The sequence below is a fragment of the Psychrobacter sp. CX16 genome, from assembly GCF_057396245.1.
Window position 1 is genome coordinate 1 of sequence record NZ_JBXYJF010000035.1, and the last position, 13,985, is coordinate 13,985.

At 43.1% G+C, this 13,985-nt stretch carries 10 protein-coding genes and 1 pseudogene; 2 read left to right on the forward strand and 9 right to left on the reverse strand.

Translation table 11 applies throughout. The features are described 5' to 3' along the window. Positions 1–125 precede the first annotated feature (125 nt). Positions 126–740, reverse strand: a pseudogene (locus AC2SLM_RS11285) (biotin/lipoyl-containing protein); the annotation flags it as partial. A gap of 152 nt (positions 741–892) precedes the next feature. Next, positions 893–3,718 carry a pyruvate dehydrogenase (acetyl-transferring), homodimeric type gene (gene aceE / locus AC2SLM_RS11290; protein WP_486553934.1) on the reverse strand — a complete coding sequence of 942 codons (2,826 nt, stop codon included), beginning with the start codon at positions 3,716–3,718 and terminating at the stop codon, positions 893–895. A 578-nt stretch (positions 3,719–4,296) separates the two neighbouring features. On the opposite strand from aceE, the gene AC2SLM_RS11295 reads away from it, so the two are divergent. Then, the gene (locus tag AC2SLM_RS11295; RefSeq protein ID WP_486553936.1) at positions 4,297–4,803 is read left to right on the forward strand and encodes a hypothetical protein; all 507 of its coding nucleotides are present in this window, start codon (positions 4,297–4,299) and stop codon (positions 4,801–4,803) included. Positions 4,804–4,927: 124 nt separating this feature from the next. On the opposite strand, the gene zapE is transcribed toward AC2SLM_RS11295, so the two are convergent. Further along, positions 4,928–6,037 carry a cell division protein ZapE gene (gene zapE / locus AC2SLM_RS11300; RefSeq protein ID WP_486553938.1) on the reverse strand — a complete coding sequence of 370 codons (1,110 nt, stop codon included), beginning with the start codon at positions 6,035–6,037 and terminating at the stop codon, positions 4,928–4,930. 100 nt (positions 6,038–6,137) lie between these two features. Continuing rightward, a complete protein-coding gene (locus tag AC2SLM_RS11305; protein ID WP_486553939.1) occupies positions 6,138–6,803 on the reverse strand; it encodes an alpha/beta hydrolase in 666 nt (221 codons plus the stop codon). A gap of 297 nt (positions 6,804–7,100) precedes the next feature. On the opposite strand from AC2SLM_RS11305, the gene AC2SLM_RS11310 reads away from it, so the two are divergent. After that, complete coding sequence (locus tag AC2SLM_RS11310) at positions 7,101–7,484, forward strand: hypothetical protein (RefSeq protein ID WP_486541325.1); 384 nt, start codon at positions 7,101–7,103, stop codon at positions 7,482–7,484. A gap of 40 nt (positions 7,485–7,524) precedes the next feature. Here AC2SLM_RS11310 and AC2SLM_RS11315 read toward each other — a convergent pair whose 3' ends face one another. From AC2SLM_RS11315 to serC, 5 genes are all read right to left on the reverse strand, one after another. Continuing rightward, positions 7,525–8,535 (reverse strand): ABC transporter permease, encoded by a 1,011-nt coding sequence (locus tag AC2SLM_RS11315; protein WP_486553962.1) that lies wholly within the window; start codon positions 8,533–8,535, stop codon positions 7,525–7,527. A 93-nt stretch (positions 8,536–8,628) separates the two neighbouring features. Next, the gene (locus AC2SLM_RS11320) at positions 8,629–9,699 is read right to left on the reverse strand and encodes a microcin C ABC transporter permease YejB (protein WP_486553941.1); all 1,071 of its coding nucleotides are present in this window, start codon (positions 9,697–9,699) and stop codon (positions 8,629–8,631) included. Between the two features lie 118 nt (positions 9,700–9,817). Next, positions 9,818–10,597, reverse strand: coding sequence for a hydroxyacylglutathione hydrolase (gene gloB, locus AC2SLM_RS11325; RefSeq protein WP_486553943.1), 780 nt, complete (start codon positions 10,595–10,597; stop codon positions 9,818–9,820). 226 nt (positions 10,598–10,823) lie between these two features. Continuing rightward, a complete protein-coding gene (locus tag AC2SLM_RS11330) occupies positions 10,824–12,674 on the reverse strand; it encodes an extracellular solute-binding protein (RefSeq protein WP_486553945.1) in 1,851 nt (616 codons plus the stop codon). 32 nt (positions 12,675–12,706) lie between these two features. Next, the gene (serC, locus tag AC2SLM_RS11335) at positions 12,707–13,834 is read right to left on the reverse strand and encodes a 3-phosphoserine/phosphohydroxythreonine transaminase (protein ID WP_486553947.1); all 1,128 of its coding nucleotides are present in this window, start codon (positions 13,832–13,834) and stop codon (positions 12,707–12,709) included. Positions 13,835–13,985 lie beyond the last annotated feature (151 nt).

A 13,985-nucleotide genomic window follows, 5' to 3' on the forward strand; every position in this document is an offset into this window, starting at 1 on the left:
CATTTAAGTTTGAATATGAGAACGCCTTTCGAGTTTCATCAAAGTTATGGGTGTTCTGCATAGAAAAAACCAGATACACGGGGTATCTGGCTTGTTTTAAATCATCAACCTATTTTAGGACGAGACATATAATCTTGACCATTGGCCACAGTATCGCCTGCTGAGATTAAAATTTCTTCAACAGTACCGGCAACTGGTGATGGTACTTCTACTGATGCTTTATCAGACTCAACCAATAACAGCGACTGCTCAGCCTCTACGCTGTCACCTACACTGACCATGATTTCAGCAATTTCTGCTTCATCCACGCCTAAATCTGGTAAGGCATAAGTGACTGACTCGCCAGAACCGGATGGCGCATCGTCCGTATCATCCTCTTGCTCCTCATCACTTGAGGTCGCCTCTGACTTGCTATATGATTCAGCTTGCGCCTCATCCCTGTCATAAGCTGCATCAGCTACATCAGATTCTTCGGTATCAGCGTCTTTATCATCGCTACTCTGCTCTGAACCGCTATCGGCACCAAGCTCAATTAGAACCACACCTTCACTAACTGAATCACCAACTGAAACGTTGATAGCAGTCACTGTACCACTTGCTGAACTTGGTACTTCGACCGCTGCTTTGTCAGATTCTAATAGTACAATATTATCGTTTTCATTTATAGTATCACCCACTGAGACGAAGATTTCACTCACCTCAGCACTTTCTACTCCCAAATCGGGCACTTTAATTTCCATTTTTTTCTCCAGCTTTTATGAGTATCTGTTTTATTTATAGATATTTTTATTTATAGACAATAGATAGCCTCTGTTGTTAACGGATACTTATGCAAGCTTAATAGATTTGATTTAACTATAAGCTTGCATAAGCCCGAATAACTTAATGTCGATTATTCTTCAATATCGTCATCGTTCAACAGCGATGCATCTGCTTTGTCTTCTGCACGACCTTCAGTATCAATCTCATCATCCTCTTCTTCCACATACTCTGGAACTGGATTTGGGTTGATCTCTGTTGGTGCTGGAGCATCTGGGAAATGGTCAAAGTGTGGCTGCTGCTGCCATGCCGGTGGCTGATCAACATCAATACCTAAGCTGGTAATCGCATCTTTCACTAACCGCATATCCACTTCGCCTTCATCGGCTAAGCGTTTAAGCGTAGCAACAACGATATGTTCAGCATTTACATGAAAGAAGTTACGTAGCTGCTCACGGCTATCAGAACGACCAAAACCATCAGTACCTAACGTGGTGTAAGGACGGCTATCTGGTAACCAGCCTCTGATTTGTTCTGCATAATTGCGCATATAATCTGTTGCAGCAACAACGACACCTTCATGTTTGGCTAATTGTTCAGTTACCCAAGGCACTTTCTCCTCTTCCATTGGGTGCAAGCGGTTGTAGTCATCACACGCCATACCGTCACGGGTTAATTCGTTAAAGCTGGTCACACTCCAAACGTTCGCACTGACATTAAACTCTTCTTGTAAGATACGTGCGGCTCTTTGAACTTCACGTAAAATCACCCCTGAGCCTAATAACTGTACATGGGCGCTGCCTTGAGCATTGCTGTTGTCTTCTAACAGATACATACCACGCTTAATACCCTCTTCTACGCCCTCTGGCATCGCAGGTTGCTCGTAGTTTTCGTTCATCAAGGTAATGTAGTAATAAATACGCTCACCCTCTGCGTACATGCGGCGTAATCCATCATGAATAATCACTGCTAACTCATAGCCAAAGCATGGGTCATAAGACACACAATTAGGCACCGTACTAAATAAGATATGTGAATGACCATCTTGGTGCTGTAGACCCTCACCATTTAAAGTCGTGCGACCGGCTGTACCGCCTAGTAAGAAGCCTTGAGCCTGACAATCACCTGCCGCCCATGCTAGATCGCCTACGCGTTGGAAACCGAACATTGAGTAGTAAATATAAAGCGGAATCATTGGTAAAGCGTTAACTGAATAACTGGTCGCAAGCGCAATCCACGCACTCATCGCACCGGCCTCGTTAATGCCCTCTTCTAACATATGGCCGTCTTTGGCTTCTTTATAACCCATCAAGGCATCGCTGTCCTCTGGGGTATAGGTTTGACCGGCAGAAGAATAAATACCGAACTGACGGAACATACCTTCTAGACCAAAGGTACGCGCCTCATCAGGTACAATAGGTACCACACGGTCTTGGATGTCTTTATTTTTTAACATCGCAGCAAGCAGACGACCAAATACCATTGTCGTTGATTGCTCTTTACCGTTACTACCTTTTAAGATTCTATCGAAGATAGATAAATCAGGAATATTTAGTGGAATATGACCACTACGGCGGTTAGGCAAATGACCACCTAATGACTCACGGCGACCTCGCAGATATTTCATTTCTGCAGAATCTTCATCAGGACGATAAAAAGGTAGCGTCTCTAACTCTTCATCAGTGAAAGGTAGATCAAAACGGTCACGGAAATAAACCAGACCTTCTTTATCAATCTTCTTAATTTGATGTGCTTTGTTTACCGCTTGCGCTTGAGCAGATAATCCATAGCCTTTAACGGTTTTCACAAGTACAACCGTTGGTTGACCCTTGGTTTTCATCGCTTCACTAAAGGCGGTGTAAACCTTAATTGGATCATGACCACCACGGTTTAGACGCACAATATCGTCATCTGTTAACTGTTCAGCCATCTCTTCAAGCTCTGGATATTTACCAAAGAACTCTTTACGTACAAACGCACCATCACGGGCCTCATACAGCTGATATTCACCATCAACCGTCTCTTCCATACGTTTTTTAAGTACACCAGTGTAGTCTTTATCAAGCAAGCTATCCCAGCGGCCGCCCCAAATGACTTTAATCACACGCCAGCCAGCACCGCGGAACACAGATTCAAGCTCTTGGATAATTTTACCGTTACCACGAACTGGGCCATCTAGACGCTGTAAGTTACAGTTCACCACCCAGATTAGGTTGTCTAATTTTTCACGGCCAGCTAATGATATAGCGCCCAAGCTTTCTGGCTCATCAGTTTCACCATCGCCTAAGAATGACCAAATTTTACGGCCTTCATCTTTAAGCAGACCACGGTTAATCAAGTATTTATCAACGTGGGCATGGTAGATTGACATGATGGGGCCAAGACCCATAGACACGGTTGGGAATTGCCAATAATCTGGCATTAAGTAAGGATGCGGATAACTTGATAGACCTTTGCCACCTACTTCACGGCGGAAATTAACCAACTGCTCTTCGGTCAAACGGCCCTCTAAGAAAGAACGGGCATAGATACCCGGCGCTGAGTGACCTTGATAATAAATCATATCGCCGCCGAAATGATCGCTAGCAGCACGGAAGAAGTGGTTAAAACCTGTTTCATATAAGGTTGCACTTGACGCAAATGTTGCTAGGTGACCCCCTAAGTCATCATCATTTTGGTTAGCACGCATCACCATTGCTAGCGCGTTATAGCGAACCAAAGCACGAATCTTTCGCTCGATACCTAGATCGCCTGGATAAGTCGGCTCATCTTCTACCGGAATCGTATTGACGTAAGCAGTATCTAGACGGTTAAATGGCAGACCTTCTTGAACTGCCATGTTATAAAGTGCTTTTAGTAAGAACTGGGCACGATCTTTATCGGCATGTTTGATAACTGATTCAAAGGCATCAAGCCATTCCTGAGTTTCAGTGCCATCCACGTCGTTGTAGTAATTCATACTTATTATCCCTGAGTTTTAATTGTAGAGTGTGCCCATCTCATTATTTATGACACCTCTTTAGCATTATAAATCATACAAAGTGCTAATTTGAGTTAACGCTTGTAACGGCCTTAGTATATCGTCAAAGTATAGCCTTTATCTATCGCTTCAATTAAATGGCAATTGCATAAGTATTTAGTTAATAAATAGCGAATATACTAAAATTATCATTATTATCATATTTAGGCCAAAAAATAATACATATAAAATAATCAACCGCTATCACTCACAACCTTTATTGGCATAAATGACTTGAACATCCGCAAATATCGTCGGCTTTACGCTCAAGACATCTCGCTTTACTTTAGGGTTTGTAATAAAATTGAATTAAGAAACAGCTATTATGACCATACCTAGCCTAGTAGCCGGCAGCCTAAATAATGAGCATTATTAATGATTAAGGCGCTTATCATGAGCGAGTTGGATTAGTTGATCTATCACCTAATACTCCGTTTTTAGACACCAACGTTGCCCATATACATTGAAGATATATGCAGCTTTTGAGCGTGTTAACGAGTATTAAAAAGGAGTTTATCTTGACCGCAGTTAATTCAAGGCTAATGAGATTTATTACCGCCCCTAAGAGTAAGTTATTAACCTATACCTTGCTAAGCAGCACTTTTTTCTGCCTTTTTTCTGCCCAACCTGCTAAAGCAGACGACGCTCTAAAAATGAGCTTAACCGCAGGGAAAATCGTGGTTAACAGTGCAGGACAACAGGTTTATATACCGGTTAATACCGCAAAGGTCGGCACCGTTATTCAGTATAGAGCGACCTATAACAACATGCTTGACCGCCCTATTCAAAACACCACCGTTACTCTGCCCATTCCTGCCAATACTGAATTTACCGGTGAAGCTTATCCGCCTAGTGTGCAAGGCTCTGTTGATTATCATAACTATACCGATATCCCATTAATGAGAATTGTGAAGGGTAGAATGGAAAAAGTTCCGTTTTCAGAATATAAATCATTGCGTTGGGATATCAAACTTATTCCCGCTCACAAAGCTATTAATGTGTCATTTAATACCATCGTCAATTAATTTTATTTCTAACAAAATTTATTAATAGACAGCCTAAAGCGATACCAGTAATAAATAGGCAAATAAAAAGGTTGATTTAGCATGTGCTAAATCAACCTTTTTATTTGATTAGACTAATATATCTTTATTGAGGCGCTTGCTGAACATCCAAACGATGCTCAAGCTTTAAGTAATCCTCAGACTGCATCTCAAGTAGACGTGACCGAGTACGCTCAATTTCGAACGCCAGCTTTTCACCTTGATACAAGTCTAATATCGTCTGTTCTGCTCGAATCAGCAGCTTCACACGGCGATCATAAAACTCATCAACCATATAAATAAAGCGGCGAGTCGGATCACGCAACACATCACTTAATGCCGGTACATTATCTACCAAGACTGTCGTGAAGTTATTAGCAATCTCAATAAAGTCATTGGCCGAGCGTGGCTCCATACACAATTGACGAAAGTCACAATACAGCACTGTTTTTGTGCGCGCATTGATTTTAATCATACGACCATTAACCTCAATAGGCTCTTCTGAGACTTTCTGATTATTAGACAGTGCGGTAAAGCGGTTAACCAGCCAATGGCTATTTTCTTTAGTCAGCGGCGATTTATACAGCTCAGCTTGTTGTAACAGACGCAGACGGTAATCAATACCCGAATCAATATTCATCACCGTGGTGTGCTTTTCAAGCTCAGCGACTGCCGGCATGAAGCGATCACGGTGTAACCCGTCCTTATAGAGACCTGATGGCTCAATATTGGAAGTCGCCACCAAGGTAATGCCGCGTCTAAATAGCATGGTGAATAAATCACCCAATATCATCGCATCTGAGACGTTAGAGACGAAGAACTCATCAAAGCAGATTAATACCGCTTCTTTATGAATAATATCTGCCACTTTTTCAAGTGGATCGCTACTGCCTTGCAACTGATTGAGCTCTTTGTGTACTCTCTGCATAAAGTGGTGAAAGTGCATACGCATTTTACGCTGTAGTGGTACAGACTCAAAAAACATGTCCATCATCCATGTTTTACCACGTCCTACCCCGCCCCACATATATAACCCTTTTGGCGGTGTCGGCTCAGACTTAAAAAAGCCAAACAGACCTTTTTTCTCTTCAGTATTTTCAAGTAACTGATGATAGACACCATCGAGATACGTCATTGCTTCATGTTGAATAGGATCGTGATTAAACTCTTCAGTTGCAACCGCTGCTTCATATTTTTGTATTGGCGTTTTATTCATGTGGCTTAACCATTCCCTTAAACTGATGACTCATAAATGTCGTATGTATTCATTAATAATCTTAGTGTATTAACCTATGTGCAACCTCAAACCGCTAACTCTAAACCGCATATTGCTCAAGTAACGACTTGATCTCAGTTAGACGGCCATGGAAAAAGTGTCCTGCGCCTTCAACAATATGCACTTCAATCTGCTTGTCATCCGCGAACTGCTGCATACAGCTTGGGCTAATGACTCTATCTGCATCGCCGTATATTTGAATGGTCTTTTTGGTCGGCAACGCAACGTCGGTGGCATCATTATTCTCAACCGATGGCGCCATCAATACCACTTTGATAATTTCCATATCATCTAAGCCCCAAATGTGCGGCGTTACCATCACTTGCTCGGCCACACGGGCGGTAATATATCCACCAAATGAAAAACCGCCAAGCCATAGTTTTCTGGCCGGTGTCTTTTGGCTAATCCATTGCAGCACAGCCATTGCATCGTCAATCTCGCCTTTGGCATAGTCATGCTCACCGGTTGACTTCCCTGCCCCGCGGAAGTTAAAACGAACCACATGCATGCCTTCATCGCGGGCAAAATTAAATAAGGTAGTGACCACTTTGTTCTTCATAGTGCCATCATATAATGGATTCGGATGACACAGTAAGGCCACAGCTTTGGTATCTGGATCTTCTGGATTCTCATTTTGCCATAACGCTTCAACTTCAAGTTTGCCAGCAGGACCGTCAATAAGTAATATTTCTGTTTTCTTTGTCATAATAATGGCTTATTTTTATCGAGTGAAATGGTTTTATTTATCAACAATAATGGCTATATTTTCTACTTTAAAGGCATAGCACTTTGAATGAGACTGCTATATTAGCAAAACTAAAATAAAAGGGGGTAACCCTCTGTTAACCGGTGGCTTGATTGAATTTAACTCTTGTCTGTTATGTTACATTGCCGAAACAAGCTCAACACTTTTATCCTACATCTTAGCGTTTATGACACTATAATCCTTTATAATGGCGTAAGCTAATAACGGATCATTAACATACTTTTTTGAAGGTTAACCATGACTATTTCTGTATCAAACACAACAACCAAACTAACCACTTTAGGGTTTTTGGCCGCTGCTACGCTAGCTCTTGCTGCCTGTCAGTCAACACCGACTGCGCCTGTAATGCAGCGTGCAAACTCTACCTTTGAAACCACAGGTATTGGCAAAACAAAAGTACAGGCTCAAGAAAATGCTTTAGCCAGTGCGAGTAAGACCTGTGGTCGCCGTCAACCGATTATCCTAACCGATAAGGTAACCTATAATGGCGTATTTGATGAGCGTACCGGCCGTATGATTGACCAAGTAGGTTCTATCGCAGGCGTTGTCCTTGGTTCTGGTAAGCCAGATTTATCACGTGATGATGACTTTGAATACACCATCAACTTCCGTTGCCAGTAATGTGAAACAGCGGCAATAATTAATATAGAACTATCTGAATCTAACCCCTTGGATCGAACGCATCACGCAAGGCTTCACCAATAAATATCAACAGTGATAACACAATGGTTAAGCTAAAAAATGCCGATAAGGCCAACCAAGGGGCATCTAGGTTATTCTTGCCTTGTGTCATCAGCTCGCCCAACGAGGGTGAGCCTGGTGGTAGCCCATAGCCTAAAAAATCTAGCGAGGTGAGTGCAATAATATTAGCAGTCAAAATAAACGGCAGCTGCGATAAGCTTGATGCTAGCGCATTGGGCAGAATATGACGCAGCATAATACGTGTATCTGACACACCTAAATTACGTGCTGCTCTAACATAATCAAAATTACGTGCTCGCAAAAACTCCGCTCTAACCAGTCCCACCAAACTCATCCAACCAAATAACAGCATTAGGCCGAATAATACCCAAACGCTTGGGCTAAATAAGCTCACTAGAATAATAATCATAAACAGCTGCGGCAGCCCTGCCCACACTTCCATAAAGCGTTGACCAATTAAATCAAGCCAACCTCCAAAATAGCCTTGTACTGCTCCGAGCACGATCCCAATTAGTGACCCTGCTATCGTCAGTGCTAAACCAAACAACAAGGAGATACGCATACCATATAAAATACGGGCAAGCACATCACGGCCTGTATCATCGGTACCGAGCCAGTTAGCCGCATTAGGCGGTGCCGGATAAGGCTGTGCAATCTCCACGCTAGGTGTCTGATCAGCAAACTCGATGGGCGGCATGACCATAAAGCCTGACTTTTCAATCATCTGTCTAACCGCAGGGTCTTTATAATTGGCTTCGGTTTCAAACACACCGCCAAAAGCTGTTTCTGGATAGGCCTTAAAAACAGGGAAATACCAGCCATTTTGATATTTAACAACTAAGGGTTTGTCATTAGCGACAAAATTAGCGCCCATACAGATAACGAATATGATAAGAAACAATCCTAGCGCAATAACGCCCAGTTTGTTTCTTTTAAAGCGGTTAAGACGTGCGCGCCACACAGGGTTAATCCAAGAGGGTTTGGCCACCTCAGATGCAGGATTGTTCACATTATTGTTATTTGGTGGGTTTGCATTTGGCGTATTTGAGGTTGCTGTCATCGATTAGCGCCCCTCAAAGTCAATTCTAGGGTCAATCAGATGGTAGCTGATATCGCTGATAAGCTGTAGTAATAACCCTACTAAGGTAAAGATAAATAAGGTACCAAAGATAACCGGATAATCACGCTGTTGAATTGCCTCAAAGCCAAGCAGTCCAAGACCATCTAATTTAAATATGATTTCAATCAAGAAATTACCGGTAAAAAAGATACCCACAATAGCGGCAGGCACGCCAGCAATAATAATGAGCATGGCATTGCGAAACACATGACCATATAATACGCGGTTACCGCTAAGCCCTTTGGCTCTAGCAGTTAGCACATATTGTTTGGATAGCTCTTCCATAAAGCTAAATTTGGTCAGATAAGTCAGCCCTGCAAAACCGCCAACCGTACTGGCAATTAGTGGCAGCGCCAAATGCCAAAAGTAATCTTTAATCTTACCAAGAGCGCTAAGCTGATCGAAGTTCTCGGAGACGAGACCTTGCAAAGGGAATAGTTGCCAATAGCTGCCACCAGCAAATAGCACTAACAAAATAACCCCGAATACAAAAACTGGTACAGCATGACCCACAGCCAACATGACCGCGGTTAATTTGTCCATGCCCGAACCATTATGCATGGCTTTATAAATACCCAGTGGTATGGCAATCAGGTAAATCAGCAGCGTACTCCAAAGCCCTAACGATATCGACACAGGCAGTTTATCGATAATGAGTTCAGTAACCGGCTTGCCTTTGAAGAATGACTCACCAAAATCTAAACGGGCATAGCTTTTTATCATCAGCCAGAACCGTTCATGTGCCGGCTTGTCAAATCCATATTGAGCTTTGATGGCTTCTACCATCTCATCAGACAGACCTCGTGAGCCGCGATAACCACTTTCTTCTAGGCCGTTTTTGCTACTCATTTGGGTGCCGACAGCATCCCCGAATACTTGTGCCTGCTCAATCTGAGCGATTTGCTGCTCAACAGGACCACCCGGTGCGGCTTGCACTAAGACAAAGTTAGCCAATAAAATCAAAAATAGCGTCGGTATAATCAGCAATAGACGTTTTAAAATATAACGACCCATAATGTTAAATCCTAACTGTATTGCCTATCTGTTTATCGCTGCCATCGATGGCAGCGATCCGCTTTTGATATTAAACACTGGTTATTTTTAAGTCTAAAGAACCTGATTTATTTAGACGTTAAAAGTTATCTTTAAGCGAACGCAGCGCACTAAACACGGTCAATGGCTTGGTATCTGGTAAGGCTTGCTGCTTGCTGGCACCTTCAATCACGCTCTCTTCATCGGTACGCAAAAATACGTTAACCTGCCTTTCATGCTCTAGGGTGACGGGCAATGATGCCTTACCTGCTGCAGTCATCTCTTCAACTTCTACCAACGTTTGCTGCATGACTCTATTGTCAGGCTCAATCGTCAAGCCAAATTTAAGATTGGCTGCGGTATATTCGTGAGCCGGATAAAATAAGCTCTCTTTGGGTAGTTTATTAAAGCGCTTTAAACTGTCGAATAACTGCTCGATGGTCCCAGTAAAGACACGGCCGCAGCCAGCACTAAATAAGGTATCCCCACAGAATACTTGCTTTTGACCGTCTTTTTCTAAGATATAGGCCAGATGATGCTCAGTATGCCCAGGCACTGCCCAAACTTGAGTGGAGTAACCCCACACATTAATAGAGCTGCCCTCTTTGACCACTTGATCTGGGTTGACGCTGTGCTCTGCGCCTGCCACCACATGGGTCATGGGGAACATTTCACGTAGCTCAGCCACACCGCCAATGTGATCATGGTGGTGGTGAGTAATCCAAATTGCTGTCAAATCCAGATCATACTCTTTAATGTATTGAGCTACCGGACCTGCTTGACCCGGATCTACCACAATCGCTTGTTTATTCGTATCGTTGACTAATGCCCAAACATAGTTATCTGTAAACGTTCGAATAGGCGTGATAATTAAGCTCATACCGCTTCCTGTTAATTAAATGTATTTTAGGCGGCTTATGATACCACCTCTGACGCATGATGTGACCTGCCGGCTTAGATTGTTATAGCCCCTATTTATAGCAGTTATCTATTTAAAGCGCTTATCTATTTAACTTATAAGCGCTTGCTTATCTAGTGTTTTTTAGATATTGTCTTTTAATTATTGAACCCTTTAACTGTGGTTTAATAATTTATTTAACAACCCTCTAGTGCAAATAATTAGTCACTTTATTCTCAGCTGCTTTATCTACCCACCAATAATCTATTCCGATGGCATTGTCTGGCAAATCTTCAACATGACGGTATTTATCCCAATAAGCCACTCGGGTACGCGATGTGCCGTACATGGGGACAATATAATAGCCTGCCCGTAGTAGTCGATCTAAGACCTTGGTGTAAAGGACAATCTCCTCACGGCTTTTCGCATAAGTCAGCTTGGCAATGACCTCATCAATGGCTTCATTTTTGATGCCGCTATAATTATTGTTGCCGATCTCATCTGCCGACGCACTGCCCCACAGATAACTTTGTTCACTGCCCGGTGATAAGCTTTGCGGAAAGCGGGCCATAATCATATCGTAATCAAAACGGCGAAGACGCTCCAAATATTGCGGCTGATCCACCAAACGAATAGAGGCATCAAACCCTAATCTTTTTAGATTGCGTACATAAGGTAAAAACACTCGGCTGAGCTTGTCACTCGCCAATAATATCTCAAGCTTGGCCAGCTCACCATTTGGCTGATACAGCTTCATATCTTGATAATAGAATCCGGCATCTAATAGCTTTTGACGTGCTCGCAGTAACGCTTCACGGTGATAACCTTGTCCATCTGACTTAGCCAACTGCCACTCTTGTACTGCCGCTTGCCTTTGAATCGGTTCAAGCTTGGGCAGTAATGGCCTTAGTACTGCCATCTCTTGGCTATCCGGCTTACCCGTTGCTGCCAATTCTGAGCCATAAAAATAGCTATCCAAACGCTCATACTGATTATAAAACAACGTCTTATTCATCAGCTCAAAATCAAACGCCTCGGTCAGCGCTTGTCGTACACGAATATCCGAGAAGATATCGTGACGCAGATTCATCACGATACCTTGCATCACCACAGGCGTGGTGGTCACAATCTCTTCTTTATTAATCAGTCCCGCTTTGACTGCCGGAAAATTATAAGCCGTAGCCCACTTTCTGGCTACACTCTCTTGACGGAACTGATACTGACCAACTTTAAAGCCCTCTAAAGCGGTCTCTTCATTACCGTAATAAATGTATTTAATAAAATCAAAATTAAAGCGCCCTTTATTGGCCATGATATTTTGGCCCCAATAATTAGGGTCACGCTGATAAGTGACACTTCGCCCCTCTTGCAGCTTTGCAATCTTATAAGGTCCACTACCGAGCAGCGGTTTTAGGGTCAAAGTATCGAAGTATTTATCAACTGAGTCTTTACCAAAAATAGGAAACTGGCCAACTATTAGCAGAATTTCTTTATTATCATCAGATTTGAAATAAAACTTAGCCCGATGCTTATCCAGTGCCTCGACTCTATCAATGGAGCCCAGATAACTACGAATGTGCATCGGTCCTTTAGTCAATAACGCATCGAAAGTAGCTTTCACATCATCGCTAGTCACTGGCGTGCCATCCCAGAACTTCGCTTTTGGATGAATATGATAAATCACCCAACTGGTGTCATCCGGGTCGTAGGTGACTTTTTCTGCCAACTGTGGATATATCACAAATGACTCATCTAACGAGCTGGTCATCAAAGTATCATACAGATACTGTGTACCCGACATGGCAACACCAGTGGTCATCCATGGATTGGCACTATTAAACGTCCCTATCGCTGCCAATGACAATGTACCGCCTTTGGGCGCCTTTGGATTGGCATACGGTAAATGAGTCACGCCGGTATAAGAGGCACTACTGTTCTGCGCCAGTGCTGTCACGGTAATCGGGTCAGCAGCCGCATTTTGCGCAGCCATGCTTAACACACTTGACAGCAAAGTCGCTGCCATAATGGTGTATTTAAACTTGCTAACCCAGTGACTCATTTATTTCTCCGAAAATCCGTATCGAGATTATCCTAAGCGTGCTTTTTAGCAAATGCTGTCATAAAGTCGCATAAAGCTTGAACAGACTCAAGGCTCACCGCATTATAAATACTGGCCCGCATGCCGCCCACATCGCGGTGACCTTTTAGATTAAGCAGTCCGGCTTGCTCTGCTTCAGATAGGAAGGCCGCATCTAAACTGCTGTCTTTTAAAGTAAAGGGCACATTCATAATAGAGCGATATCGGATGTCCACATTATTTTGATAAAAATCAGTGTCATCAATGGTTTTATAAAGCAGCTCTGCCTTTTGATGATTGTGCTTCGACATGGCCTCTAAACCGCCCTGCTCCTCTAACCATTCAAATACCAGTCCTGCTAAGTACCAAGAGTACGTCGCTGGCGTGTTAAGCATCGAATCCTTATTGGCCTGATTGGCATAATCCATTAATGCAGGGCACCATTTGCTCGCTTTACCAATCAGATCTTCACGCACAATCACAATAACCAAACCTGCTGGACCGATATTCTTTTGCGCGCCGGCATAAAGCAGACCAAACTTGGACACATCAACTGGCTCAGATAAGATACAAGAGGACATATCAGCAATAATCGGTGCATCAACCTCTGGCGTCTCGAATATTTGCACCCCGTGGATGGTTTCATTGGCACAATAATGGAAATACTGCGCGCCCTCAGTCAACTGCCAATCCCTTCTGTCTGGAACGGTTGTGAAATTTGAGTCTTTGCTTGAAGCCACCTCATTAACCTCACCTAAGCCAAGAGCAGCATAGCGCTTCGCCTCTTTGATGGCTTTGCCTGACCACGCTCCTGTGGTTAGATAATCAGCGGTGCCCTTATCGGTCAATAAATTAAGCGGAATGGCTGAGAATTGCAACGTCGCACCGCCTTGTAAGAACAATACCTTGTAGTTGTCTGGTATTTGCATTAAGCGGCGTAAGCTTTGCTCTGCACGTCCTGCAACACCCACATAGTCACTGCTACGGTGACTCATTTCCATCACTGACACACCCTTGCCATGCCAATCTAGCATTTCGGCCTGTGCCTTTAATAGAACCTCGGTCGGTAACGAGGCAGGACCGGCACAAAAGTTATGTAAACGGTGCAAACTTTCAGTTGATGTTGAAGGATGGTTACTCATAATGTTCCTACTAAAAATAAGAATAAGGGGAAATGCAGCGTCTACTGTCCATTACAAAAGATGATTTACCGTCTTTTATAATAGACAATAGCGCTATAAGTATAATACAAACCGATATTAGATAAATAGCGCTAATAGCTTGATATCCGCT